At 73.1% G+C, this 23,494-nt stretch carries 24 protein-coding genes and 1 pseudogene; 17 read left to right on the top strand and 8 right to left on the bottom strand.

Annotated elements, in window-relative coordinates; all coding sequences use genetic code 11:
• Positions 1-66 precede the first annotated feature (66 nt).
• Together AB4Y83_RS18355 and AB4Y83_RS18350 are read right to left on the bottom strand one after the other, a co-directional pair.
• Positions 67-2,253 (bottom strand): penicillin acylase family protein, encoded by a 2,187-nt coding sequence (locus AB4Y83_RS18355; protein WP_442297756.1) that lies wholly within the window; start codon positions 2,251-2,253, stop codon positions 67-69.
• A gap of 54 nt (positions 2,254-2,307) precedes the next feature.
• Positions 2,308-2,754, bottom strand: a complete 447-nt coding sequence (locus tag AB4Y83_RS18350) for a hypothetical protein (RefSeq protein ID WP_442276566.1) — start codon at positions 2,752-2,754, stop codon at positions 2,308-2,310.
• Between the two features lie 40 nt (positions 2,755-2,794).
• On the opposite strand from AB4Y83_RS18350, the gene AB4Y83_RS18345 reads away from it, so the two are divergent.
• From AB4Y83_RS18345 to AB4Y83_RS18330, 4 genes are all read left to right on the top strand, one after another.
• On the top strand, positions 2,795-3,190 hold the full coding sequence (locus AB4Y83_RS18345; protein WP_442276567.1) for a DUF2237 family protein: 396 nt from the start codon (positions 2,795-2,797) through the stop codon (positions 3,188-3,190).
• A 217-nt stretch (positions 3,191-3,407) separates the two neighbouring features.
• Positions 3,408-3,818: a hypothetical protein gene (locus AB4Y83_RS18340; RefSeq protein ID WP_442297755.1), complete on the top strand. Its 411-nt coding sequence runs from the start codon at positions 3,408-3,410 to the stop codon at positions 3,816-3,818.
• Positions 3,815-4,603 (top strand): pentapeptide repeat-containing protein, encoded by a 789-nt coding sequence (locus tag AB4Y83_RS18335; protein WP_442297754.1) that lies wholly within the window; start codon positions 3,815-3,817, stop codon positions 4,601-4,603. The genes AB4Y83_RS18340 and AB4Y83_RS18335 overlap by 4 nt, the downstream gene beginning before the upstream one ends.
• An 85-nt stretch (positions 4,604-4,688) precedes the next feature.
• Positions 4,689-5,327, top strand: a complete 639-nt coding sequence (locus AB4Y83_RS18330) for a hypothetical protein (protein ID WP_442276570.1) — start codon at positions 4,689-4,691, stop codon at positions 5,325-5,327.
• Here the strand turns inward: AB4Y83_RS18330 and AB4Y83_RS18325 are convergent.
• Together AB4Y83_RS18325 and AB4Y83_RS18320 are read right to left on the bottom strand one after the other, a co-directional pair.
• Positions 5,281-5,595, bottom strand: a complete 315-nt coding sequence (locus AB4Y83_RS18325) for a hypothetical protein (protein ID WP_442297753.1) — start codon at positions 5,593-5,595, stop codon at positions 5,281-5,283. The two genes, AB4Y83_RS18330 and AB4Y83_RS18325, sit on opposite strands and share 47 nt — an antisense overlap.
• A gap of 10 nt (positions 5,596-5,605) precedes the next feature.
• Positions 5,606-6,586 (bottom strand): DUF389 domain-containing protein, encoded by a 981-nt coding sequence (locus AB4Y83_RS18320; protein ID WP_442297752.1) that lies wholly within the window; start codon positions 6,584-6,586, stop codon positions 5,606-5,608.
• An 87-nt stretch (positions 6,587-6,673) separates the two neighbouring features.
• Here AB4Y83_RS18320 and AB4Y83_RS18315 point away from each other — a divergent pair, with 87 nt between their 5' ends.
• The 4 genes from AB4Y83_RS18315 to AB4Y83_RS18300 are packed head-to-tail and all read left to right on the top strand — an operon-like array spanning position 6,674 to position 9,857.
• The gene (locus AB4Y83_RS18315) at positions 6,674-7,057 is read left to right on the top strand and encodes an ArsR/SmtB family transcription factor (protein ID WP_442297751.1); all 384 of its coding nucleotides are present in this window, start codon (positions 6,674-6,676) and stop codon (positions 7,055-7,057) included.
• Positions 7,054-7,977: a cation diffusion facilitator family transporter gene (locus AB4Y83_RS18310; protein ID WP_442297750.1), complete on the top strand. Its 924-nt coding sequence runs from the start codon at positions 7,054-7,056 to the stop codon at positions 7,975-7,977. The genes AB4Y83_RS18315 and AB4Y83_RS18310 overlap by 4 nt, the downstream gene beginning before the upstream one ends.
• A complete protein-coding gene (locus AB4Y83_RS18305) occupies positions 7,974-8,606 on the top strand; it encodes a cation transporter (protein WP_442297749.1) in 633 nt (210 codons plus the stop codon). The genes AB4Y83_RS18310 and AB4Y83_RS18305 overlap by 4 nt, the downstream gene beginning before the upstream one ends.
• Before the next feature lie 60 nt (positions 8,607-8,666).
• Complete coding sequence (locus AB4Y83_RS18300; protein ID WP_442297748.1) at positions 8,667-9,857, top strand: MFS transporter; 1,191 nt, start codon at positions 8,667-8,669, stop codon at positions 9,855-9,857.
• Here AB4Y83_RS18300 and pdxR read toward each other — a convergent pair.
• Positions 9,820-11,292, bottom strand: coding sequence for a MocR-like pyridoxine biosynthesis transcription factor PdxR (gene pdxR / locus AB4Y83_RS18295; protein WP_442297747.1), 1,473 nt, complete (start codon positions 11,290-11,292; stop codon positions 9,820-9,822). The two genes, AB4Y83_RS18300 and pdxR, sit on opposite strands and share 38 nt — an antisense overlap.
• 80 nt (positions 11,293-11,372) lie before the next feature.
• Between pdxR and AB4Y83_RS18290 the strand changes: the two genes are divergently transcribed.
• Both AB4Y83_RS18290 and AB4Y83_RS18285 read left to right on the top strand, forming a co-directional pair.
• On the top strand, positions 11,373-12,665 hold the full coding sequence (locus AB4Y83_RS18290) for an APC family permease (RefSeq protein ID WP_442297746.1): 1,293 nt from the start codon (positions 11,373-11,375) through the stop codon (positions 12,663-12,665).
• Positions 12,666-12,700: 35 nt separating this feature from the next.
• Positions 12,701-14,653, top strand: a complete 1,953-nt coding sequence (locus AB4Y83_RS18285) for an APC family permease (protein ID WP_442297745.1) — start codon at positions 12,701-12,703, stop codon at positions 14,651-14,653.
• Positions 14,654-14,671: 18 nt separating this feature from the next.
• Here the strand turns inward: AB4Y83_RS18285 and AB4Y83_RS18280 are convergent, their stop codons facing one another.
• A complete protein-coding gene (locus AB4Y83_RS18280; protein ID WP_442297744.1) occupies positions 14,672-15,205 on the bottom strand; it encodes a GNAT family N-acetyltransferase in 534 nt (177 codons plus the stop codon).
• Between the two features lie 415 nt (positions 15,206-15,620).
• Between AB4Y83_RS18280 and AB4Y83_RS18275 the strand changes: the two are divergent.
• From AB4Y83_RS18275 to AB4Y83_RS18260, 4 genes and pseudogenes are all read left to right on the top strand, one after another.
• Positions 15,621-15,731, top strand: a pseudogene (locus AB4Y83_RS18275) (helix-turn-helix domain-containing protein); the annotation flags it as partial.
• Positions 15,732-15,791: 60 nt separating this feature from the next.
• Positions 15,792-17,060, top strand: a complete 1,269-nt coding sequence (locus tag AB4Y83_RS18270; protein WP_442297743.1) for a GTP pyrophosphokinase — start codon at positions 15,792-15,794, stop codon at positions 17,058-17,060.
• A 128-nt stretch (positions 17,061-17,188) separates the two neighbouring features.
• Positions 17,189-17,617, top strand: a complete 429-nt coding sequence (locus tag AB4Y83_RS18265) for a YciI family protein (protein WP_442297742.1) — start codon at positions 17,189-17,191, stop codon at positions 17,615-17,617.
• Positions 17,618-18,871 (top strand): DUF6596 domain-containing protein, encoded by a 1,254-nt coding sequence (locus AB4Y83_RS18260; RefSeq protein ID WP_442297741.1) that lies wholly within the window; start codon positions 17,618-17,620, stop codon positions 18,869-18,871.
• Here AB4Y83_RS18260 and AB4Y83_RS18255 read toward each other — a convergent pair.
• A complete protein-coding gene (locus AB4Y83_RS18255; RefSeq protein WP_056778911.1) occupies positions 18,858-19,400 on the bottom strand; it encodes a DinB family protein in 543 nt (180 codons plus the stop codon). The two genes, AB4Y83_RS18260 and AB4Y83_RS18255, sit on opposite strands and share 14 nt — an antisense overlap.
• Positions 19,401-19,471: 71 nt before the next feature.
• Between AB4Y83_RS18255 and AB4Y83_RS18250 the strand changes: the two genes are divergently transcribed.
• Genes AB4Y83_RS18250 through AB4Y83_RS18240 form a run of 3 tightly spaced genes read left to right on the top strand, consistent with a single transcriptional unit; the run spans position 19,472 to position 22,873 of the window.
• Positions 19,472-20,098 carry a LysE family translocator gene (locus tag AB4Y83_RS18250; RefSeq protein ID WP_442276583.1) on the top strand — a complete coding sequence of 209 codons (627 nt, stop codon included), beginning with the start codon at positions 19,472-19,474 and terminating at the stop codon, positions 20,096-20,098.
• 46 nt (positions 20,099-20,144) lie between these two features.
• The gene (locus AB4Y83_RS18245; protein WP_442276584.1) at positions 20,145-21,596 is read left to right on the top strand and encodes an FAD-binding oxidoreductase; all 1,452 of its coding nucleotides are present in this window, start codon (positions 20,145-20,147) and stop codon (positions 21,594-21,596) included.
• Positions 21,593-22,873, top strand: coding sequence for a class I SAM-dependent methyltransferase (locus AB4Y83_RS18240; RefSeq protein ID WP_442276585.1), 1,281 nt, complete (start codon positions 21,593-21,595; stop codon positions 22,871-22,873). Before AB4Y83_RS18245 ends, AB4Y83_RS18240 begins: the two co-directional genes overlap by 4 nt.
• Before the next feature lie 9 nt (positions 22,874-22,882).
• Here AB4Y83_RS18240 and AB4Y83_RS18235 read toward each other — a convergent pair whose 3' ends face one another.
• Positions 22,883-23,422: a hemerythrin domain-containing protein gene (locus tag AB4Y83_RS18235; RefSeq protein ID WP_056778926.1), complete on the bottom strand. Its 540-nt coding sequence runs from the start codon at positions 23,420-23,422 to the stop codon at positions 22,883-22,885.
• Positions 23,423-23,494 lie beyond the last annotated feature (72 nt).

Below are 23,494 nucleotides of genomic sequence, written 5' to 3'. Positions count from 1 at the left end.
CCCGAACAGTACGTCGTAAAGTCATGTTTTGTACCGCAAATAGTAAAAGACGGGCAAAGTACTCCTTTACCCGGTGCCCTCAGTGGCCCCCGTGCCCGTCGCCGGCTGCACCGGATGCAGCTCGCCGGCGAGCCACGCCGGCGTCTGGTCGGCGAAGTGCGGGTCGCGGGCGTCTCCGCTCGCGCCGAAGGGCACGACCCAGCGGCTCGCCTCGCGGTCGGCGAGGTCCCAGACGTAGCGCGCCACCGGTCCGCCGTAGCAGTGGTCCGTCACCCCGGGCGCGCTCGCCGCCGCGAGGACGCAGCCCTTGTCGCCACCGACGGGGTCGCGCGGGACGTGGGGCGCCCGCCCGGTCGCGTCGAGCGCGTGGACCGGGTCGAGCCAGTGTCGCTCGCCCCACGTCGTCAGCGAGTCATGGTGCGCCGCGACGTGTTCGAGCGCGACGCATACGCCCTCGCGCACCTCGATGCCGTGGGCCGGACCGAGGTGCGCCATCGAGTGCCAGCCCACCCCGATCTGCGTCACGACGTCGGTCCACGCGGCGAAGATGCGGGAGTGGCCGCTCGGCTCGTGCAGCGCGGAGAGGACCGGGTGCTCGGAGAACCACCGCACGAGCGCCGTGCGCCAGGCGGCGAAGAGCGCGGCACCGCGGCTGCCGGTGTCGCTGTGGCCGTCCCAGGCGAGCAGCTCGGACCGCACGGCGGCGGCGGCCCCCGTGACCTCTGCCGCCGCGACGAGCTCGCGCATGAGGTCGGCCTGTCCGTTGCGGGTGTCGACGTGGATCGCCGCGCAGTCGTCGACGGTCAGCTGCTCCCCCGACTCGACGAGCTCGCGGATGCGACCGGCCCGGAAGGGCGTTGCGTACTCCACCCCGAGCCCGCCGCCGCTGGCCCGGTCGTTGGCGCTGACCATGACGTCGTCGACGTCGCTGCCGGGCCCCCGCCGGTAGCCGTGCCAGATGTGCCGGGGGTCCCACGCCGGGACGGGCAGCACCGCCCCGACCTCGTCGCGCTCGGGCACGCGACCGACGACGAGGTGACGGACGCGACCCGTGTCGTCGGCGACGAGCGCGCTGTTGACCGGCTCGACCCAGCGCGACAGGGCCTCCTCGACGTCGGCGACCGTCCGCGCCCGAAGGAGGGGCAGGAGGGCGCCGAAGCCGAGGTCCTCCTCGACGTGGGTCGGCGTGCGCAGGCTGTGGGCGGCCGGGTGGGCCCGGCGCGGCTGGACGCTCTCGTCGGTCCACTGCGGCGGTGCTTCGGCCTCGGCGACGAGCCGCTCGATCTCCGCCTCGAGGCCGGTGACGACCGGCCCGCGAGAGGTGACGACGACGGGCACGGTCACGTCAGCCTCGCCGCGCACCCTCAGCGTCTCGGTCGAGGCGCGCACCGGCTCCCACCCGTCGATGCCGCGCGCCTTGAGCAGCGGCGATCCGTCGGGCCCGTGGCCGACGTGACCGAGGGACTCGAGCGTCAGGTCCTGGTAGTCGGCCATGGCGTTCGTGATGCCCCACGCGACGGTGCCCGTGTGGGCGAAGTGCTGCACGCCGGGCACCCCCGGGAAGGTGAAGCCGACGACGTCGAACTCGGGGCAGGCCAGGCCGACCTGCTGGTAGCAGCCGGGCAGCTCGATCGTGCGGTGCGGGTCACCCGCGAGGAGGGGCAGCCCGCTCGCCGTGCGCTCCCCGCCGATGACCCACGCATTGCTCCCCGAGGCCTCGGCCCGCTCGACGCCCTCGGCGTGGAACAGGGCGAGGGCCTCGGCGCCGAGACGGTCGGCGACGTGCGCGTTGAAGAGCTTGGCCGGGAAGGTCCCGAAGAGCAGGTGGATGCCCCAGAAGATGCCGAGCGGCGTCCACGGCTCCCACGGGCGGGGCGCGGCGGCATACGACTGGAGCCCGAGCAGCGCGACCTCGGGCGTGCCCGCGAGCCCCTCGGCGAGGGTCTCGTTGACGCCGTCCACGTATGCCGTCAGCCACGTCCGCGTCTCACGGTCGAGCCGCTCGAAGCAGCGCCGCACCGTCGGCTCGAGCAGCACCTGCCGGGCGAACCGGTCCCAGGGCAGCCCGTGCGCGCCGACGTACTCGGCCGTCCGCCCTTCCATCCGCCAGCGGTGGTGCTCGACCTGCCACGCCCGGTCGAGGGCGGTGATGCGCCCCTGGAGGCGGGCCAGCTCCATGACGTCGCCGGCGCGCAGGTGCGGGACCCCCACGGCGTCACGTCGCACCTCGGCGGACATCGGAGCGCGGGGCACGGCGGATCTCCTTCGATCTGCGGGCATGTCGGACGGGAGGGCGGTGGGTCCCGGTCAGTCGTCGCGCGAGAACTTGTTCTCGATCTCGCGGAGGAAGGCGTCGGAGATCCGGCGGTACTTCTGGAGGGTCAGCGTGATGGGGGCACCGACCTCCAGGCCGAGGACGCTGCGCGCCGGGTCGAGCCGGATCTGCGGGTCGGCCATGACGGTGCCGCCGTTCTCCATGAGCGAGCGCACGAGCACGCGCACCTCGTTGAGCGCGTTGCCGTCCTTGCCCTCGACGCCGCGCAGGCGGTGGACGAAGTAGCCGTCGAGGACGATGAGCATGTTGTTGAAGTACTCGTACTCGAGCGACTCGAGCGCGCCCTCGAGGTGGGAGACGTCGGCGTCACCGTGGTCGCGTGCGGCCTGCGCCACCTCGTGGAACATCACGACCTGGGTCTCGACCCGCGACCGGCAGGCGTCGATGTAGTCCTGCTCGTAGTCCTTCACTCCCAGCATGGGGCCAGCCTAGCGAGCAGCCCGCCACTAGGTTTGGGTCATGGCAGCTCGGGAACGGAACGTGCTCGGCGGCGAGCTCGAGGCCTGCGGCACCGACCCGCTGACCGGCTTCTACCGCGACGGCTACTGCACGACCGGGCCCGAGGACCGGGGCAGCCACACCGTCTGCGTCGTCGTCACGACCGAGTTCCTCGAGCACCAGCGCAGCGTCGGCAACGACCTCGTGACGCCCCGTCCTGAGTGGCGCTTCCCCGGCCTGACGCCGGGCGACCGGTGGTGCGTCGTCGCGAGCCGATGGCTCGAGGCCCACCAGGACGGCGCCGCCGCGCCGGTCTTCCTCGCCGCCACGCACGAGCGCGCGCTCGAGATCGTGCCGCTCCAGCTGCTCCAGTCGTATGCCGCCGACATCCCGGACGACCCCAGCTCGCTGCTCTGACGGCGCGTTTCACCGATCCGCGAACACCCCCACCCCGGCGCTGCCCGGCCGGCTCGCCGCGAACCAGGTCGACCGCCTGACGTCCGTGGCGATCCAGCGCGCCTGCTCGCTCACGGCACGCCCTCCGCCCTGGCCGACTTCGCGAACGGCACGCTCGGCAAGCTCGTCGTCGACCTCGACGGTGACGGGGCGCCCGACGGCCCGTGATACTGGCGGGATGAGCGATCCCCACGTGCTCGCACCGGGCACCGCACCGACGCCGGTCACCGCCGACGAGATCCGCGCGGGGTGTCCCGACGGACGCACGACCACCCACCTCGTGGAGCCCGCCGAGGGACCGCCGTGGCAGCGCGTCAACCGGTTCGTCGCCCCGGACGAGGACGGAGCGACCTTGCAGCGTTGGCGGATCGGGACCGACGGCCGGCGCGACGGGGAGATCGAGGAGGGGCGCACGACGTGGCTCCAGCTCCAGGGCCACGCGTCCTTCCCCGTGTCCGCAGTGACGGTCACGCCCGACACGGTGGAGCTCCCGCTCGGCACCGTCGACGCGCTGCGCTACGCCGACGACGACGACGGCGGGGGCGGCGGGACGGACCGCACGACGATGGTCAGCAACGAGCTGCCGTGAGCACCCCTTCCCACGGGGCGCCGGCGCTCGAGGCCGACTGCTCGCGGTGCTTCGGCCTGTGCTGCGTCGCCCTCCCCTTCGCCCGGTCGGCCGACTTCCCCGTCGACAAGTCCGGCGGTGAGCCCTGCCGCAACCTCCTCGCCGACCACCGGTGCGGCATCCACGACCGGCTCCTCGAGGGCGGGTGGCGCGGGTGCGTGACGTTCGACTGCTTCGGCGCCGGCCAGCAGGTCTCGCAGGTGACCTTCGGCGGCGTCTCGTGGCGCGAGGCCCCCGAGACCGCCCCGACGATGTATGCCGTCCTGCCCGTCGTGCGCCAGCTGCACGAGATGCTCGCCCACCTCGGCGAGGCCCTCGCGCTCGACCCGGACGAGCCGACCCGGTCCGGCCTCGCCGCGTCCGCCGAGGAGGTCAGGACCTCGACGGCCGGGTCTCCGGACCAGCTGCTCGCCGTGGACCTCGTCGCCGTGCGGTCCCGGGTCGGTGGCCTGCTGCGGGCCGCCAGCGCGACGGCACGCGCACGTCGGAGGCGGCGTGACGGCATACGCCCTCCTGCCCGGCGGCTGCGGGCCGGGGCCGACCTCGTCGCCGCCGACCTCCGCGGCCGTGACCTGCGCACGGCCGACCTCCGGGGCGCGCTGCTCATCGCGGCGGACCTGCGCGACGCAGACCTGCGGTGGGCCGACCTGCTCGGTGCGGACCTGCGCGACGCCGACCTGCGCGGGGCGCGGCTCGACGGCGCGCTCTTCCTCACGCGCCCGCAGCTCGCGGCGGCGCGCACCTGACCGGACGATTCGCGCATTCGGTCCCACGGCGGCGGCCCAACGATGACAATCGACCCACTGTCCACGTCGAGCACAGGAGCCGGTCGTGCGCCGAGCCAAGGTCGCCACAGCCCTGGCGCTGTCGGCTGCCCTCGCCCTCGTCGGGTGCTCGTCCGGCAAGCCCGAGATCGACCTCAGCCAGGTGGCCGGCTCCACGGGCACGCCGGTGCCGACCGAGACGGTGACGGTGACGGAGGTCGACACGAGTACCGTCACCGCGACGACGACGGTCGTGAGGACGGCGACGGTCCTCGCCACGCCGACGGTCACCGTCACGGCACTCCCGAGACCGAGCCTGACGACGAGCACCGTCTTCAACCGGCCCGCTGCGCTGGCTGACTACTCGAACCTCGTCGTCGACGTGCGGCTGCTCGACCGGATGGCGCTGTCCGGCAACGCCGCCGCGCTCCAGCTCGACCTCATGGCCCAGCACCTCGAGCGGCTCGGCGCGAACGGTCCTCCGCCGGGCCTGGACGCGCCGAGCTACTACGGCCGGCTGGGGTCGCTCGGACTCTTCGCCCGCGCCGCGTCCGACGAGGCGACGGCGAACTCGCCGGTGGCCCAGAGCCGGTACGCCGTCATCCGTCAGGAGACCGGCATCCTGCTCTCGCTCGTCAACGGTGCGCTGACGACGACGTTCACGCTGCCGACGCCCGCGCCCCGACCGACGACAACGACTCCGTGAAGCCGGCGAAGGCCAGCCCGGAGCCGGCGAGGGCCCGGGCGGTCCGGAACGCCGAGCTGAGGGCGCCGCCGCGCTCGACGTCGGCCCCGGCGCCGGAGTAGTTGTCGAGCGTCACGAACCAGCGGCCGTCCTCGTGCGCGTCGACCCGCCAGTGGTGGCTGCCGAAACCGACTGGCACATAGGTGATCTCACGGACTTCGAGGACCCACATCTCGCGCAGGGCCGCGGCGAGCAGGTCGGTCGAGAAGTCCGCGGGCGGCGTCATCACGGGCTCGACGCTAGCCGGGCGGTCGCGGCTCCGCATGGATCCGGCGGCTCAGCCTCGAGTGCGACCGCGGTGCCGGCACCCGCGACCACACGGCTTTCTGGAGCGCGAGGGTGAGCCAGCCGGCGAGCGCCATCCCGACGATGTTGACGACGAGCTGGAGGCCGCTGCCGCGCACCTCGCCCCACGCCCCGAAGGCGAGCCCGAGCGCGACGTTGCCGGCGGCCGGGATCGTCGTCACCGAGATGAACACGCCACTGAGGCCACCGAGCTTGGCCGACGTCAGCGACAGCACGCCGGCGGCAGCCGCGAGGACCGCGACGATCAACGACCACTTGTCGGGCGAGTAGATGAAGTGGGTGGCCGGTCGGTCGCCGGAGATGTCGTCGAGGGTGATCCACCCGAGGGCCCGGCCGGCCAGACCGGCGAGGCACGTGACGGCGATGGCCACGACGAAGCCGACGACGAGCGCGCGGGCCGCGACCGCGAGCAGGAGCGGGCGTCGTCGCACGAGCGCGACGCCGAGGGCGGCGATCGCCCCGAACTCGGGACCGAGCACCATCGCCCCGATGACGAGGATCTGCGAGTCGAGGACGATCGCGATGCCGGCGATGAGGGTGGCGAGCGACATGAAGGACAGGAAGGTCCAGTTCAGCTCGCTGTCGTCGTAGGAACGCTGGGCGACCTGGGCCCAGACGACGGCGTCGGCGCTGCTCCCGGGCGTCTCCTCGTCGGCCTCGAAGCCGGCGCGCGAGACCCACGTCGTGACCGGCTCGATCTGGAGGGTCCCACCCTCGTGGACCCCGAGGTCCCGGAGCCGGTCGACGAGGACGTTGGCCCCCTCCCGGGCGACGTCGGCGTGCACGACGTCGCCCACCGGGCGCACCGCCGCGCCGCGCAGGACGGACAGCGTGCTCACGGCGCTCGAGTCGGCGAGCACGGCGGTGACCTGCTCGGTCAGCTCGCTCGGGACGGTGACCGTCAGTCTCAACATGTCGGACAGTCTGCCGCCAGGTTGACGCCGGAGGGCAGGTGGCACGACAGTGACATCTGATCATCCATTCAGATGAGAGGGACGACCATGAGCACCGTCACCGGACTCGACGGCTGCACCACCCCGTGCGTGCACCCCGAGAAGGTCGCCCTGGCCACCGACAACGCCCCGGGCGTCGAGGAGCTCGCGCGCGTCACGAGCGTCTTCAAGCTGCTCGGCGACCCGACCCGGGCCCGGATGCTCTACGCCCTCCTCGAGGCCGGCGAGCTCTGCGTCTGCGACCTCGCGGCCGCGACCGGCACCGCCGAGACCACGGTCTCGCAGGCCCTCCGGCTGCTCCGCGCCTCGGCCGTCGTCACCGGTCGGCGCGAGGGCCGCAACATCTACTACCGGCTCTCCGACGCCCACGTCCGCCTGCTCCTCGACGTGACGCGCGAGCACGCCCTCCACGACGGCGAGCGCCACCGGTGAGCCACGGGCACGGGCACGGGCCGACCCAGGGCGCCGCCGCGGTCCACGCCGGGGGGCGCCACCGGTGGCGGCTCGCCGTCGCCTTCGGCCTCGTCGCGGCCTTCTTCTGCGTCGAGCTCGCGGCCGGCCTCGCGTCCGGCTCCCTCGCCCTCCTCTCCGACGCCGGGCACATGGCCGCCGACGTCGTGACCCTGGGCGCCGCGCTCGTCGCCACGCGCATCGCGACGCGCGCCGACACGACCGGCCGACGCACGTTCGGCTCCTACCGTGCCGAGGTGTTCGCGTCGGGTCTCGCCGTGCTGCTCATGCTCGGGGTCTCCGTCTACATCGCCGTCGAGGCGCTCGGGCGCATCGGCTCGAGCCCCGAGATCGCCTCGGGCACCATGCTCGTCGTCGGTGCGATCGGTCTCCTCGTCAACGTCGTCGCCCTCCTCCTGCTGCGCGGGGGCGCCGGGGAGAGCCTCAACGTCCGGGGCGCCTACCTCGAGGTCGTCGCCGACACCGTCGGCTCGGTCGGCGTCATCGCGGCTGCGATCCTCGTCGGGGCCACCGGGAGCGCGTGGTGGGACACCGTCGTCGCGCTCGCCATCGCCGTCTTCGTGGCGGCGCGTGCCGTCGGGCTCGGCCGCGAGGTCGTGGCCGTGCTCGGCCAGCACGCCCCGACGGGCCTCGAGCCCACCGACCTGCTGGCCGCGCTCGGCGAGGTGCCGGGCGTCACCGAGGTCCACGACCTCCACGTCTGGACGCTGACCTCTGGCATGGACGTCGCGACGGCGCACCTCGTGACGACCCGTGCCGATGCGGCGCCCGAGGTGCTCGAGGCCGCGAGCGCCATGCTGCGCGACCGCTTCCATGTCGCCCACGCGACGCTCCAGGTCGAGACGACCGACCGGTCCGAGTGCCGAGGGGCCGACTGGTGAGCACCCCGTCCCGGCCCGTCTTCTCGCTCCTGCCGCCGTCACGGCGGGCCGCGCTCGTGCGCCGGGCCCGGCTGCTGGCCGCGGCCTCGGTCGCCTACAACGTCGCCGAGGCGGTCGTCGCCATCACCTCCGGGCGCGTGGCCGACTCGACCGCGCTCGTCGGCTTCGGGCTCGACTCGACGGTCGAGGTGATGAGCGGGCTCGTCATCCTCTGGCAGTTCGGACACCCCGTACCGGAGGAGCGCGAGCACCTGGCCCGACGCCTCATCGCCGTCTCCTTCTTCGCCCTGGCCGCCTACGTCACCGTCGAGTCGGTGCGCGCCGTCGTGGCCCGCGAGCAGCCCGACACCTCGGTCGTCGGCATCGCGCTCGCCGGCCTGTCACTCGCGGTCATGCCGCTGCTCTCGCAGTGGCAGCGGCGCACGGGTCGCGAGCTCGGGTCCGGAGCGGTCGTCGCCGACGGCACCCAGACGCTGCTCTGCACCTACCTCTCGGGCGTGCTCCTCGTCGGCCTCCTCGCCAACGCCCTCCTCGGCTGGTGGTGGCTCGACTCCGTCGCGGCGCTCGTCATCGCGGCCGTGGCGGTCCGCGAGGGACGTTCGAACTGGCGCGGCGACGCCTGCTGCTGACTCGCGGAACCACGGCATGAGTCTTGACGGCGGGTCTGGCGACCGACAGTGTGACCCACCGTGACACTTCGGGCCGAGTCCTCCTCCCTGCTGCGGGCACGCCTCGCCGCCGGCACCGCCTTCTTCGTCCAGGGCCTGCTCTTCATCTCGCTCACCACGCGCCTGCCGCAGGTCCAGGAGAAGTGGTCGCTCGACGAGCTCGCTGTCAGCGGCCTGCTCCTCATGGTCGTGCTCCTCGCGGGCGTCGGCTCGGTCGTCGCCGAGCTCGTCGCCGCCCGCTCGTCGAGCGCCATGGTCGTCCGCGTGGGGCTCGTCGTGGCCACGGCCGGCTTCGCGGTGCTGCTCGTCGCACCGACCTTCGGGGTCTTCGTCGGCGGGCTCGCGGCCTACGGGCTCGCGCTCGGCCTCGTCGACGCGTCGTCGAACATGCAGGCCGTCACCGTCGAGCACCTCTACCGCCGCCCGATCCTGCCCTCCTTCCACGGCTTCTGGACCGCCGGCGGCATCCTCGGCACGCTCGTCACGCTGGCGACGTCGGGCGTCGACCTCGGGCCGGCCCTGCTCCCGCTGCTCGTCTTCCCCGTCGCGGCGCTGGCCGCGCCGTACGTCCGTCGCGACCGCCTTGCCGAGACCGACGCCACCGTCGACGTGCCGTGGCGGCGGATCGCCCTCCTCGGCGTCGCGATGGTCCTCTTCTACATGGTCGACACGGCCGCGACGACGTGGGGACCGGTCTACCTCGACGGCACGCTCGACGCCCCGACGGGGCTCACCGCGCTCGCGACGCTCCCCTACCTCGTCGCGACGCTCCTGGCCCGCACCGTCGGCGACCGTCTCGTCGACCGCCACGGCGCCGTGTGGCTGCTCCGGATCAGCGGCGTCGTCGCCGCCCTGGCGCTCGCCGTCATCGTCTTCGCGCCGACGTGGGTGGTCGCCGTCGTCGGTTTCACGATCCTCGGCGGCGCCGTCGCGACGATCGCGCCCCTCAGCTTCTCGGCGGCGGGTGCCATCGCTGCTGGCGACGCCGATTCCGCCGGCGAGCGCATCGACAAGACCGACCAGGTCGTCGCCCGCTTCAACCAGTTCAACTACGTCGGAGCGCTGCTCGGTGCCGTGCTGACCGGAGCCGTCGGCTCGGACAACCTGCGCCTCGGCTTCGCCGTGCCGATGGTCCTGATCCTCGGGATCATCCCGCTCGCGACGCAGTTCGCGATCATCCGCCGCCGGGGCGTCCCGGCCGGCTCGAGCTGAGGACACCCCGCAGCGCGGTGAGCGCCGGGCCGATGCCCGTCAGGGGTATGCCGCCGACCCCGAAGGCGAACCCGTGGCGGGCCGGCTGCTCGAGGTGCCGCACCGACAGCGGCTCGACGAACACCCCCACGGCCAGGGCGGCCTCGGCGATCGCCACGTCGTCGAGGTCCGGGTCGCGCAGCAGGGCGCACAGGTGCAGGCCCGCCGCCGACGGGACGACCTCGAGCCAGTCGCCGAGGCCGTCGGGGCTCGTGAGGACCTCGAGCAGCGCCTCCCGCCGGGCGCGGTAGACCTTCGTCGCGCGCTTGACGTGGGCGGCGTGGTGCCCCTCGGCGAGGAAGTCCGCGAGCGCCCCCTGGGTCACGACGTCGCCGTCCCAGACGGTGACCCGCTTGGCCTCGCGCAGGGCGGGCGTCAGCGTCGCCGGGGCGATCGCGTAGCCGACGCGGAGCCCCGGGAGCAGCGACTTGGAGAACGACCCGACGTAGACGACGCGCCCGTCGCGGTCGAGGCTCTGCAGCGGCTCGAGGGGCCGGTCGGCGAAGCGGAACTCGCTGTCGTAGTCGTCCTCGACGATGACCGCTCCGTGCCGGACGGCCCACTCCAGCAGGGCGATCCGCCGGGCACGTGACATCGCGACCCCGGTCGGGTGCTGGTGCGACGGCGTGACGTAGACGAGTCGGGCCGCGTCCGGAAGGGCGTCGACGACGATCCCCTCACCGTCGACCGGGACGCCTCGGACGACGGCGCGGTGGGTGGCGAAGAGGCGGGTCGCGGCGCTGTAGCCCGGGTCCTCGACGGCCACGACGTCGCCGGGCTCGACGAGCACCCGCGCGACGAGGTCGAGCGCCTGCTGCGCCCCCGCAGTGGTCACCACGTCGGCACCGGACGCGACGACCGACCGGGACACGCCGGCATACCTCGCGATCTCGGCCTCGAGACGGCTCCCGCCACGGTTCGCGCCGGGATCGTCATAGGTGCCGGCGGACAGGCGGCCCCGGCGCAGCGTGCCGCTGACGAGACGTCGCCACGTCGCGAGGGGGAAGAGCGAGTCGTCGGGCACCCCGACGGAGAAGTCGTGGAGCGCGCCCCGAGGACCGGGTGCAGGCCGCACGTCCGGCTCGGTCGCCCAGAGAGACGTGGCCGTGACGGCTCCCGCCCGGGCCCGCCGCCCGGTCATCCGAGCGGGCGGCACGCACCCGGCCGCGACGAAGGTCCCGGCCCCGCGACGGCTCTCGACCAGCTCCTCGGCGAGGAGCCGGTCGTAGGCCGCCGTCACCGTGCCCCGCGAGACGCTGAGGCTCGCGGCGAGGTCACGGGAGGCGGGCACCCGGTCGCCACCGCTGAGGCGGCCGTCGAGGACCGCGGCGCGCAGCTGGGCGTAGATCTGGGCGGTGAGGTCGCCCGACCCGGTGAGGCTGAGGTGCAGGTCCATGCCACCAGTCTGGATTGGCCCAAACAGCCTGGCAAGAAGTGGCACTTCTGACCGGTCCACTTGGGCGGGAGTCTGGAGCCATGGCGACGACCGCACGCATCCCCGGGGCCACCTCGACCCCCGGCCACTCCACGACCGGGGGCACGCTCACCGTCGCACAGGGGGCTGCCCTGTCGGTGGGCGCCGTGCTCGGCACCGGCGTCATCACGCTGCCCGCCCTCGCCGCCGAGGTCGCCGGCCCCGCCTCGCTGCTCGCGTGGGCGGCGCTCGTGCTCCTCTCGGTGCCGCTCGCGAGCACGTTCGCCGCACTGGGCGCCCGGCACCCGGACGGCGGTGGCGTGTCGACGTACGTCCGTCGGGCCTTCGGGGACCGCGCGGCGGGCGCGGTCGGCTGGTGCTTCTACTTCGCCGTGCCCGTCGGGGCCCCACCCGCCTCGATGATGGCCGGCGGCTACGTCGCGGACGTCGTGGGCGGCGGACGCACGACGACCGTCGTCGTCGCGGCGGCCCTCATCCTCGGCACCGGACTGATGAACCTCGCACGCCTGCGCTTCTCGGGCCGCGTGCAGCTCGGCCTCGCGACCGTGCTCGCCCTGCTCATGACCGCGACGATGGCCGTCGCCCTGCCGCACGGGAGCACGGCGTCGCTGACCCCCTTCGCCCCGAACGGGTGGGCCGCCGTCGGCACCGCGGCTGCCGTGCTCGTCTGGGGCTTCGCCGGGTGGGAGGCCGTCGCCTCGCTCGCCGGGGACTACCGCGACCCGCGCCGCGACGTGCCGCGCGCGACGGGGATCGCCGTCGCGGTCGTCGGGGTGCTCTACCTCGGGCTCGCGACGACGAGCGTCCTCGTGCTGGGACCGGCGACGGGCCACAGCCAGGCGCCTCTCTCGGACCTCATGGCGATCGCCCTCGGCGAGCAGGCCCGCGTCGTGACCGCCGTCGTGGCAGTGCTGCTGACGGTCGGGGCGATGAACGCCTACTACGCCGGTGGCTCGCGGCTGGGCGCGGCGCTGGCTCGCGACGGTGCGTTGCCTCGATGGCTGGCGCGGGGCGGCGAGGCCGGACAGGTTCCACGCCGCAGCATCGCCCTCGTCACGGCCGGCTCGATGCTCTCGCTCGTCCTCGCGGTCACGCTCGACCTCGGCCTCACGCCGCTCATGCTGCTCGCGACGGGCTGCTTCACGCTCGTCTACGTGCTCGGCACGGCCTCCGCCCTGCGCCTGCTGCCCCGCGGCACCCGCGGCTGGTGGACCGCGCTCGTCGCGCACGTGTCCGTCGTCGTCCTGCTCGTCGTCAACGGCGTCCATGCGCTGTGGGCCCTCGGGCTCGTCGTCCTCTCCCTCGCCTACCAGTCCCGGTCGCGCCGCCGGTAGGGCGCTCCCAGCGCCGACCCCTAGACTTCGCCGCCGTGATCACACAGAGTGCGGAGCGCACACCCCTCATGCGGTGGTTCCTCGACGCCGAGGAGGCCGACCCGGGCGGCTACTACGAGCGCGAGCGCGAGGCGACCGAGCAGCAGCACGTGCAGCCGTGGTGGCGCGTCATGTGCCTGACGGGTGTCGACTACTTCTCGACGCTGGGCTACCAGCCCGGCATCGCGGCCCTCGCGGCCGGCGCGCTGTCGCCCGTCGCGACGCTCGTCCTCGTGCTCATCACGCTCTTCGGTGCCCTCCCGATGTACCGCCGCGTCGCGGCCGAGAGCCCGCACGGCGACGGCAGTCTCTCGATGCTCGAGCGGCTGCTGTCCTACTGGCCGAGCAAGATCCTCGTGCTGTGCCTCATCGGCTTCGTCGCGACCGGCTTCATCATCACGATCACCCTGTCGGCGGCCGACGCGAGCGCCCACCTCATCGAGAACCCGTACCTCAAGAGCACGCTGACCGGCCACCAGGTCGGTGTGACGCTGACGCTGCTCGTCTTCCTGGCCGGCATCTTCCTCAAGGGCTTCAAGGAGGCCATCGGGATCGCCGTCGTCCTCGTCGTGGCCTACCTCGGCCTCAGCTTCGTCGTGCTCGTGCGCGGCGTCGTCGAGATCGGCGACCACCCGACGGCGTTCAGCGACTGGATCACGGCGATGACCTCGGCCCACTCGGCCCCGTTCGGGATCATCGGCGCGTCCCTGCTCGTCTTCCCGGCCCTGGCGCTCGGGCTCTCCGGCTTCGAGACGGGCGTCGTCGTCATGCCCCTCGTCAAGGGCGACCCGACCGACACGCCGGAGAAGCCGGAGGGCCGCATCCGCAACGCGCGCAAGCTGCTGACGACCGCCGCGCTCATCATGAGCGTCCTGCTCATCGGCTCCTCGCTCGTCACGACCCTGCTCATCCCGGCCGAGGCGTTCCAGCCGGGAGGGCCTGCCAACGGCCGCGCCCTCGCCTACCTGGCCCACGACCTGCTCGGCGAGGGCTTCGGCACGATCTACGACATCTCGACGATCGGCATCCTGTGGTTCGCCGGCGCCTCAGCCATGGCGGGCCTGCTCAACATCGTCCCGCGCTACCTGCCGCGCTACGGCATGGCGCCGGACTGGGCCCGCTCGACGCGGCCGCTCGTGCTCGTCCTGTCGTTCATCGCCGCGGTCGTGACGCTGGCGTTCGGGGCCAACGTCGACGAGCAGGCGGGGGCGTATGCCACCGGCGTGCTCGCGCTCATGACGTCCGCCGCGATCGCCGTGTTCCTCACCGAGCTGCGGCGCGGCCACCGCGCGGCAGCCGCCTTCTTCGCCGTCGTCAGCGCGATCTTCGTCTACACGATCACGATCACGATCGAGCAGCGCCCCGAGGGTCTCGTCATCGCCCTGATCTTCATCGCCCTCATCGTCGTCATCAGCGTCTGGTCGCGCATCGTGCGCTCGACCGAGCTGCGCGTGCAGCGGGTCGTCTACGACGACAGCGCGCGGGCGATCCTCGACGACGCCGCGCTCGGTCCCCAGCCGCTGCGGTTCATCGCCAACAAGATCAACGCCGGGGACCGCGACGAGTACCGCGCGAAGTCCCTCGACGTCCGCATGCACAACCACCTCAACGCCCGGCAGGGCGCGATCTTCCTCGAGGTGGAGATCAGCGACGCGAGCGACTTCGCGACCACCGTGCACGTCGGGTCCGCCGTCGTCGGCGGCCACTACATCCTGCGCGCGACCGGCCCATCGGTGCCCAACGTCCTCGCTGCGGTCCTGCTCGACGTCCGCGACCGCGTCAGCAAGCCGCCCCACATCTACTTCGAGTGGAGCGAGAAGGCGCCGGGGCAGAACGTGCTGCGCTTCCTGCTCGCCGGCGAGGGCGACATCCCGCCCCTGACGCACGAGATCATCCGGCGGGCCGAGCCCGACGCCGACCGTCGCCCGCAGGTGCACGTCGGCGGCTGAACCGGCCGGACGGCATACTCAGGCGCGGTTGGCCCAGCGCTCCGGGGTGGTGCGGTAGACGCGCGACTCGTCCGCGTACCACTTCTCCATGACCCCGAGGTCGTCGAGGCCGAGGCGGCGGCACACCGCCTGCGAGGGCTCGTTCGTCGTGTGGGTCAGGGCGTAGACCTCGGGCAAGCCGCCGTCGAAACCGTGCTGGATCACCGCGGTCGCCGCCTCGGTCGCGTAGCCGTGGCCCCACGAGTCGGGGTGCAGGTGCCAACCCACCTCGACCTCGCCGTCGTCGGCGTCCGGCAGGGTCAGCAGGATGACGGAGCCGGCGACGACCCCGGTCTCACGGACCTCGACGGCCCAGAAGCCGAGCGGTGGCGCCTCGCTGCGCTCGAGGTAGCGGTCGATGCGGGTGTGCGCCTCGTCGAGGTCCTTCATGAGGACCGGCTCGCCGTCGCCGAGCCACTTCACGACCTCGATGCGGCTCTGGATGTCGAGCAGCCGCTCGGCCTCGTCGTGCGACCAGGGACGGATGGTGAGGCGGGCGGTCTCGAGGTGCATGGCGACACGCTCGCACCTGCCCGCCCCGCCCGTCCACGCCATTCCCCCCGCCCGGTCCGAGTCGACGCTTCCACGGCCACCGTGGGTGCCCCCTGTGCATTGGGTCATCACGTGACTCAGACGGCCGCGCCGGGCGGTTGAGTCACCGGGCAACCCAACGCACAGCGCGCGCGAGATCCCCGCCGGCGGCTGAGTCACCGGGCAACCCAACGCACAGCGTCCGTGACGGCACTGCGGCCCGCCGGCCTCGTGGCGGTCGTCCACACCCTCGGGGCCGGGCGACCGCTCGTCCACAGTGCCGAGCTCAGCGGCGACGGCGCGCTTGCGGAGCGGGGACCGTGGACCGATGACCGTCCCCCTCGGCCACGGCCCCGATGCGTTCGGCAACGCGCTGCGGCACGTGCGCCGGACCTAGCTGCTGAGCCAGCGCGCCCTCGCGGAGCGGCTCGACGTCCCGCACAGCCGCATCTCCCGGCTCGAGAGCGGCCACCACAGCATCACGCTCGAGTCCGCGATCTCGCTCTACCGCGCACTCGGCTTCGGCGTCGGCCTGACTCACCTGTTCCCGTGTCCGCAGAGTGACGACGTGAGGCCGCGATGCCACGACTGGGAGGACGACGGCGCGGTCGGGCTCGTCGACGCGGCCAGGCGCGCGTTCCCGGCACATGGGGCCGTGTGGACGCGGGCACCGACGTGGTGGGGTGTGCGGCACGGGTGGGGCGCCTCGGAGCGCGAGGACCTCTGGTGGTTCCACGACTACCGGTCGCCGCCGGTCCTGCGAGCACGGCAGGATGGCGGCATGTCCGACAGCGATGGAGCAGGCGCGACCGACGGGGCGAGCACCCCGCCCAACGAGCCCGTCGAGCCCACCGAGACCAGCGAGGTGGCGCTGGCGTACGCCGCGGTGCGCCCCGAGGTCGAGGCCGCGACGGCGCTCTTCGTCGAGATGGTCACCGGCCTCCTCGACGAGGCGGGCATCAACTACCTCAGCGTGAGCGGCCGTACGAAGTCCGTGGCGTCCTTCGCCGCCAAGGCCGAGCGACGCCGCGACGGAGAGCTGCTCTTCCCCGACCCGCTCGCCGACATCACCGACCAGATCGGCGTGCGCGTCATCACCTACGTCCACGACGACGTCGCCGCCGTGGCCGAGCTGCTGGCCGAGGAGCTCGCCGTCCTCGACGACCGCGACATGGGCCTCGAGACCGCACGATCGGGACGCTTCGGCTACGCGAGCCGCCACCTGCTCGTCGCCGTCGACGCGAGTCGCACCGTCCCGACGGCCTACGAGGCGCTCCGCCGACGCAGCGCGTCCGTGCAGATCCGGACGGTGCTCCAGCACGCGTGGGCCGAGTTCGAGCACGACATCCGCTACAAGGGCACCGTCCCCGAGGAGCACGCCCACGACCTCGACCGCCGCTTCACGCTGGCCGCCGGGCTCATCGAGCTCGCCGACCGCGAGTTCTCGGCCATCCGCGACCGGCTCCAGATGGCCCTGCCGGCCAGTCCGCCCGACGCGGTGGCGCAGGACTCCCGCATCAGCACGCAGGACCTCGCGAAGTTCCTCGCCGCGAAGTACGCCGACGCCGGCTGGTCGCGCACCGACCACTACACGTGGGTGTCGGGCCTGCTGCTCGAGCTCGGCATCACGTCGGTCGACGCCCTCGCCGAGGTCATCGCCCCCGTCGACGGCACCACCCTCATCGAGCGGATGGGCTACAAGTACCCGCCCGGCGCGGTGCGCCGACTCGACGACGCGCTGCTCGCGACCTTCGGCACGCGCTACCTCGACCTCGAGGGCAACGCCCACCGCCGGGCCTCGCTCGAGGGCCGCCTCGAGCGTCTCGGGGGGAGCTGACCGGGCCGGCCCGAGATTCTCGGGACCGCGTGTCGATTCCCATCCGGCGAGTTCGTCAGGATGATGTGGCGAGAGTCGCCACCCGCGCAGATCTCACGGATGCGCGCCCGTTCGAGAAGGAGCCGGCCATGGCCGACACATATGTCTACCTGATCCACGAGGGTGACTGGGACTCCGACGCCTACCTCGGTGGCGAGCCCACGACCGACGCCGGCCCCGCCGGCAAGGACCCCAGCGCCGCTGCGGCGTCCGACATGGACGCGTCGTTCCCCGAGCACAAGGCCTTCCAGCAGGCCGTCGCCGACCTCGGGGCCCGCATCATGGGTGGCGCCGCCCTGCAGAACTCCCGCTACGGCGGCACGGTGACTCCCGGCTCCGGAGACCGCGCCGTCGAGGACGCGGTCTACACCGACGGGCCCTTCACGGACACCTCGGAGGTCATCACGGGCTTCTACCTCGTCGAGACCGACGACGAGGACACGGCCCGCCGGATCGCCGCCCTCGTGCCGACCACCAGTCGGATCGAGTGGCGCAAGGTCTTCCCGACGGGGATGTGAGTGCCGCTCGGGACGGGTGAGTTCGAGGAGGCGTGGCCGCGCATCGTGCGCGCCCTCGCCTCCTTCACCGGGAGCCTCGACGACGCCGAGGAGTATGCCGCCGAGGCCGTCGCACGAGCCGCCGCGCACGAGCGCGCCGGCGGGGCGCCGATCGAGTCGTATGCCGCGTGGTGCACCTCGGTGGCCCGGCGCGCCTGGCTCGACGACGCCCGACGGCGGACGACGCTGCGCCGGCTCGCCCCCGAGCTCGCCCGTCCCGAGGCGGACCACGCCGCCATGGATGCCGACGACCTGTCCCTGCACGGACGCGAGGGGCTCGACGACCGCCTCGCCCTGCTCTTCGTCGCGTGCGACGAGGCCATCTCGCCCGCGTCCCGCATGGTCCTGGCCCTGCGCGTCGTGTGCGGCCTGACGATCCCGGAGATCGCGGGCCACCTCGGCGTGCAGGACACCGCGGCCGCAGCCCGGCTCACGCGCGCCAAGCGGGCCCTCGCCGAAGCCCGGGGCACCTTCCACGTGCCGGACGCCACCGAGCGCGGCCGGCGGCTCCCTGTCGTCATCGCCTGCGTCTCAGGCATGTTCACGGTCGCGCACCGGACGGTCCTCGACCCTGCCGATGCCCTGGCCGACACCGGGCGCCAGTCGCTGTCCATCGCCGACGCCCTCGTCGCGGCCTACCCCGACGACACCGAGGTACGCGGCCTGCGAGCCGTCATCCGGCTCGGCCTGGCCCGTCGCCCCGGCCGCGTCGACGAGACCGGGACGGGGCTCGCGCTCGACGAGGTCGACCGCAGCCGGTGGGACGGCGCCCTGCTCCGGGCCGGGCTCGCCGACGCGACGGTCGCCGCGGCAGGAGACGGTCGCTTCGCCATCGAGGCGGCGATCGCCGGGGTCCACTCGAGCGCGCCGTCGTTCGAGCGCACCGACTGGACGCGCATCGTCCAGCTCTACGGTGCGCTCGAGCACCGGTGGCCCTCCCCGTCCGTCCGGGTCGCTCGGCTCGTCGCCACGGCCCAGGGCGTCCTCGCCGTCGACCCCGGTGGGTCCGTCGCCGAGGTGGAGACCGAGCTGGCCGCGATCGAGGCCGGGTCACCGGCCTACGCCAGCCGCGACGCGAGCCTCGCCCTCGCCGACCTCGAGTGGCGCACGGGGCGACGCGAGCACGCGGCGCAGCGCTACCGCGACCTCGCCGAGGTCATGCCGGCGGAGCCGCTCCGTCGCTTCTGCCTCCGGCGGGCCGTCACTCCCCGGTGACGCCGTCGACCGCCTCGCGGAGGAAGTCCGCGTGGCCGTTGTGGCGGGCGTACTCCTCGATCATGTGCAGCAGGATCCAGCGCAGGCTGAACGTCTGGTTCTCCTTGCGCGACAGCGTCGCCGAGCGGAACTCGAGGCCGCCCGCGGCGAGCGCCGCGTCGATGTCGCGCCGGGCCTGCTCGACCGACTCGTCCATGATCCGGCGCAGCTCCTCGGGACTGTCGTCGCGCGCCGACGTCATCTCCCAGTCGCGGTCGGCGTCCCAGTCCGCGCTCGCCCACGGCTCGGGCATCGGACGTCCGTGCAGCACCTCGCCGAACCAGCTCGCCTCGTTGAGCGCGACGTGCTTGAGCAGGGCCCCGAGCGTCAGGGTCGACGGCGCGAGGGGCTGGGCGAGCTGCTCGGCCGTGAGGCCCTCGGTCTTCAGACGGAGGGTGTCGCGGTGGTAGTCGAGGAAGGCCACGAGGGTGGTGGCCTCGTCGGCCGCGAGGGGCGGGTCGGTGCGCTCGGTCCGAGCAGGCGTCGTCATCCCCCCGACGCTAGTGTCCGAGCCTCGAAAACCGCCTGCCCTTTGTCGGCCGCCGGGAGCACACTGGTCCGGTGCCGTCATCGAGCCAGTGGGTCGCGTTCCTCGTCGCGTCGATCCTCTTCATCCAGGTCCCGGGCCCCAGCCTGCTCTTCACCATCGGTCGTGCCCTGACCGTCGGGCGGCGCGAGGCGCTGCTCTCGGTCGTCGGCAACGCCGTCGGCGTCACGGCGCAGGCCGTCTTCGTCGCCGTCGGCCTCGGCGCGATCGTCGCCGCGAGCATCACCGCGTACACCGTCATCAAGGTCGCGGGCGCCGCCTACGTCATCTATCTCGGCGTCCAGGCCATCCGCCACCGCCACGACGCCCGGGAGGCCATGGAGGCGCACGTGTCGGCGAAGCGCGGACACGCCCTACGCATCGGTGCGATCGTCGGCCTCACCAACCCGAAGACGATCCTCTTCTTCGTCGCGTTCCTCCCGCAGTTCGTCAACACCGGCGCGGGCCACGTGGGCGTCCAGATGGCCGTGCTCGGTGGGGTCTTCGGTCTCATGGCCATCTGCAGCGACAGCATGTGGGCCCTGCTTGCCGCGCGGGCCCGGGAGTGGTTCGCCCGCAAGCCCGCCCGGCTCGACACGCTCGGTGCCACCGGCGGCGTCATGATGGTCGGTCTCGGCGCGGCGATGCTCGCTCGCGAGTAGTCGCACATGCCGAGCGCACCCGATCCGGATCTGTTTGACTGAGATGGTGGCAACCCCTCAGGTCACGTCTCCTGCGGATCGGCACGATCCCCTCCAGCGGGTCCGCGAGCACGAGCGTGCACTCGAACAGGTGGGGAGGGCGTATGCCGCCCTGCCGCCCGACCGGCCCGTCCGGCTCGCCAAGCGCACGTCCAACCTCTTCCGCGACCGCAGCGCCACCGACTCCCCCGGGCTCGACCTCTCGGCCATGTCCGGCGTCGTCGAGGTCCGCCCCGGCGTCGACGGCGGTCCGGCGACCGCGCTCGTCGGGGGTCTGACGACGTACGAACAGCTCGTCGACGAGCTCCTGCCACACGGCTTCGTGCCGCTCGTCGTGCCGCAGCTGCGCACCATCACGATCGGCGGGGCCGTCACGGGTCTCGGCATCGAGGCGGCGTCGTTCCGCAACGGCCTGCCGCACGAGTCGGTGCACGCGATGCGGATCCTCACCGGGAACGGCGCGGTCGTGACGGCGACGCCCGACGGCGACCACGCCGACCTCTTCCACACCTTCCCCAACTCCTACGGCTCGCTCGGCTACGCGCTCGACCTCGTCATCGAGCTCGAGCACGCCCGGCCGTACGTCGCCCTGCGGCACGTGCGGTTCGACTCGGTGCGGGCCCTCACCGACGCGGTCGACGTCGTCCTGTCGTCCCAGACGTGGGACGGCGACCGGGTCGACTTCGTCGACGGCGTCGTCTTCGGCGCCACTGAGGCCTACCTCTGCCTCGGACGCTGGACCGACCACCTCGAGGGCCAGGCCCGGCCGAGCGACTACACGGGCGAGCACGTCTTCTACCGCTCGATCCAGCAGCGACGCACCGACGTGCTGACCGCCCACGACTACCTCTGGCGCTGGGACACCGACTGGTTCTGGTGCAGCCGGGCATTCGGCGCCCAGGTCCCGGCGATCCGCCGGCTCTGGCCGCGCCACCTGCTGCGCAGCGACGTCTACTGGCGGATCGTCGCCTTCGAGAACCGGCACCGCGTCATGGGCCGGCTCGACCGGCTGCGCGGACTGCCCGACCGCGAGCGTGTCGTGCAGGACGTCGAGATCCCGCTCGCGCGCACGGCCGAGTTCGTCGACTGGTTCCTGCACGAGGTGCCGATCGAACCGGTCTGGCTGTGCCCGATCCAGCTGCGCCCGGCTCCGGGCGCGGCCCCCGACGAGACGCCGTGGCCGCTCTACCCGATGCGCCGGGACGAGCGCTACGTCAACGTCGGCTTCTGGTCGACGGTCGCCATCGAGCCGGGCGCGGCCGACGGCGACGTCAACCGCCGCATCGAGGCCGAGGTGACCCGGCTCGGCGGCCACAAGTCGCTCTACTCCGACGCGTACTACGACGAGGGGACCTTCGCCGCCCTCTACGGCGGCACGGCATACGCCCCCGTCAAGCGCAGGTACGACCCGGGGGGACGGTTCCCGACGCTCTACGAGAAGGCGGTGCAGGCTCGATGACCTTGACAGTGGGACAGGCATTCGACCAGGTGTTCGGCCCCGAGGCCCCGGTGCGGGTCGTCGCGTGGGACGGCTCGGAGGGCGGCAGCCCCGACGGGCTCGTGCTGCGCCTGACCAACCCCGACGCGCTCAACCACCTCCTGACCGCGCCCGGCGAGCTCGGCCTCGCCCGCGCGTACCTGCTCGGTGACCTCGTCATCGACGGGATCGACGAGGCCGACCCCTACGACGTGCTGCGCGTCGTCGGCGACGGGCTCACCCCGCGCCGCCCCTCGCGGCACGAGGCGACGGAGCTGGCGCGCTTCGTCGCCCACCACCGGCCGCACGCCCCGACCCTGCCGCCTGAGGAGACGCCGGGGCAGCTGCGTCGGCTGGCACACGGGTTGCGGCACGGCCGGACACGCGACGCCGAAGCCATCAGCCACCACTACGACGTGTCGAACGCCTTCTACGAGAAGGTCCTCGGCCCCTCGATGACCTACACGTGCGCGTGCTTCCCCACCGACGAGGCCTCGCTCGAGGACGCCCAGGCGTACAAGTACGACCTCGTCGCCCGGAAGCTCGGCCTGCGGCCGGGCATGCGCCTGCTCGACGTCGGGTGCGGCTGGGGCGGCATGGTGCGCCACGCGGTGCGGCACTACGGCGTCACGGCGCTCGGGGTGACGCTCTCGCGCGAGCAGGCGACGTGGGCGCAGGCCGCGATCGAGGCCGAGGGCCTGGCCGACCGGGCCGAGGTCCGGCACGGCGACTACCGGGACGTCTCCGAGCGCGGCTTCGACGCGATCAGCTCGATCGGGCTGACCGAGCACATCGGCGTCGGCAACTACCCCGCCTACTTCCGCTTCCTGCGCGAGCGGCTGCGGGACGAGGGCCGCCTGCTCAACCACTGCATCACCCGCCCCGACAACCAGCACCCGGGACTGCCGCCCCGCGGCTTCATCAACCGCTACGTCTTCCCCGACGGCGAGCTGACCGGCAGCGGCGACATCGTGCGGGTCATGGAGGACGAGGGCTTCGAGGTGCGCCACCACGAGAACCTCCGCGAGCACTACGCCCGCACGTGCGCGGCGTGGAACGCCAACCTCGCGAAGAGCTGGGAGGACTGCGTCGAGCTCGCCGGTCTCGGCACCGCTCGGGTCTGGGGCCTCTACCTCGCGGGGTCGCGGCTGGCCTTCGAACGCAACGAGATCCAGCTGCACCAGGTGCTGGCCTCGCGCACGAGCACCGAGGGGGTGTCGGGCTTCACGCTGCGTCCGCGGTTCGAGCCCAGCGCCTGACCGACAGCCCTAGCCCGAACCACCGAGGTCGACGTCGTAGGCCTCGTAGACGAGGTCACCGCCCTTCTGACGGTGGCGCACGAGCCGGCCGACGAGGACCGTCAGCTCCTCCCGGAAGACGGGCAGGTCGGCCATCGTGCCGCCGTGCTCGAGCACCGCGAGGTAGCCGTGCAGGGCCTCGCGCAGGTCGCGGTGCTCCTCGAGGAGCCGCTCGACGCGGACCGAGAGCCGCGGCGCGCTGCGCCGGGCCCGGTCGTAGATGCCGCCCGGGCTCTCGGTCAGCGCGACGTGGTCGTCGAAGTCGTGCGCCAGCTCGGCGAGAGCCGCTCGCACCCGCTCGCGCCACATCCCGCCGCGGGCGATCGGCGCCTCGAGCGCGAGGTCGACGGCGGCGACGGAGTCACGCAGCTCGGACCGGTGTCGACGCACTCGTTCGAGATGGACGGCGAGGTCGGCGGCGGTCTCGACCCGGCCACGATCGAAACCCTGCGCATCGAGCTGGCCCGCCGGGGCGAGGGGCGGGATGGCGGCATTCGGCTGGACGTTCATGGCGCGACCTCCGTGCCCTCCATGGTCGCGCCGCAGTGCCCGGTTCGTCCAGAGTCCAGCAGCCCACGATTC

The organism is Terrabacter sp. RAF57 (assembly GCF_052113925.1).
Lineage (GTDB): Bacteria > Actinomycetota > Actinomycetes > Actinomycetales > Dermatophilaceae > Terrabacter.
Note: the sequence above shows the minus strand (reverse complement) of the source record. Positions and strands in the feature narration are given on the sequence as shown.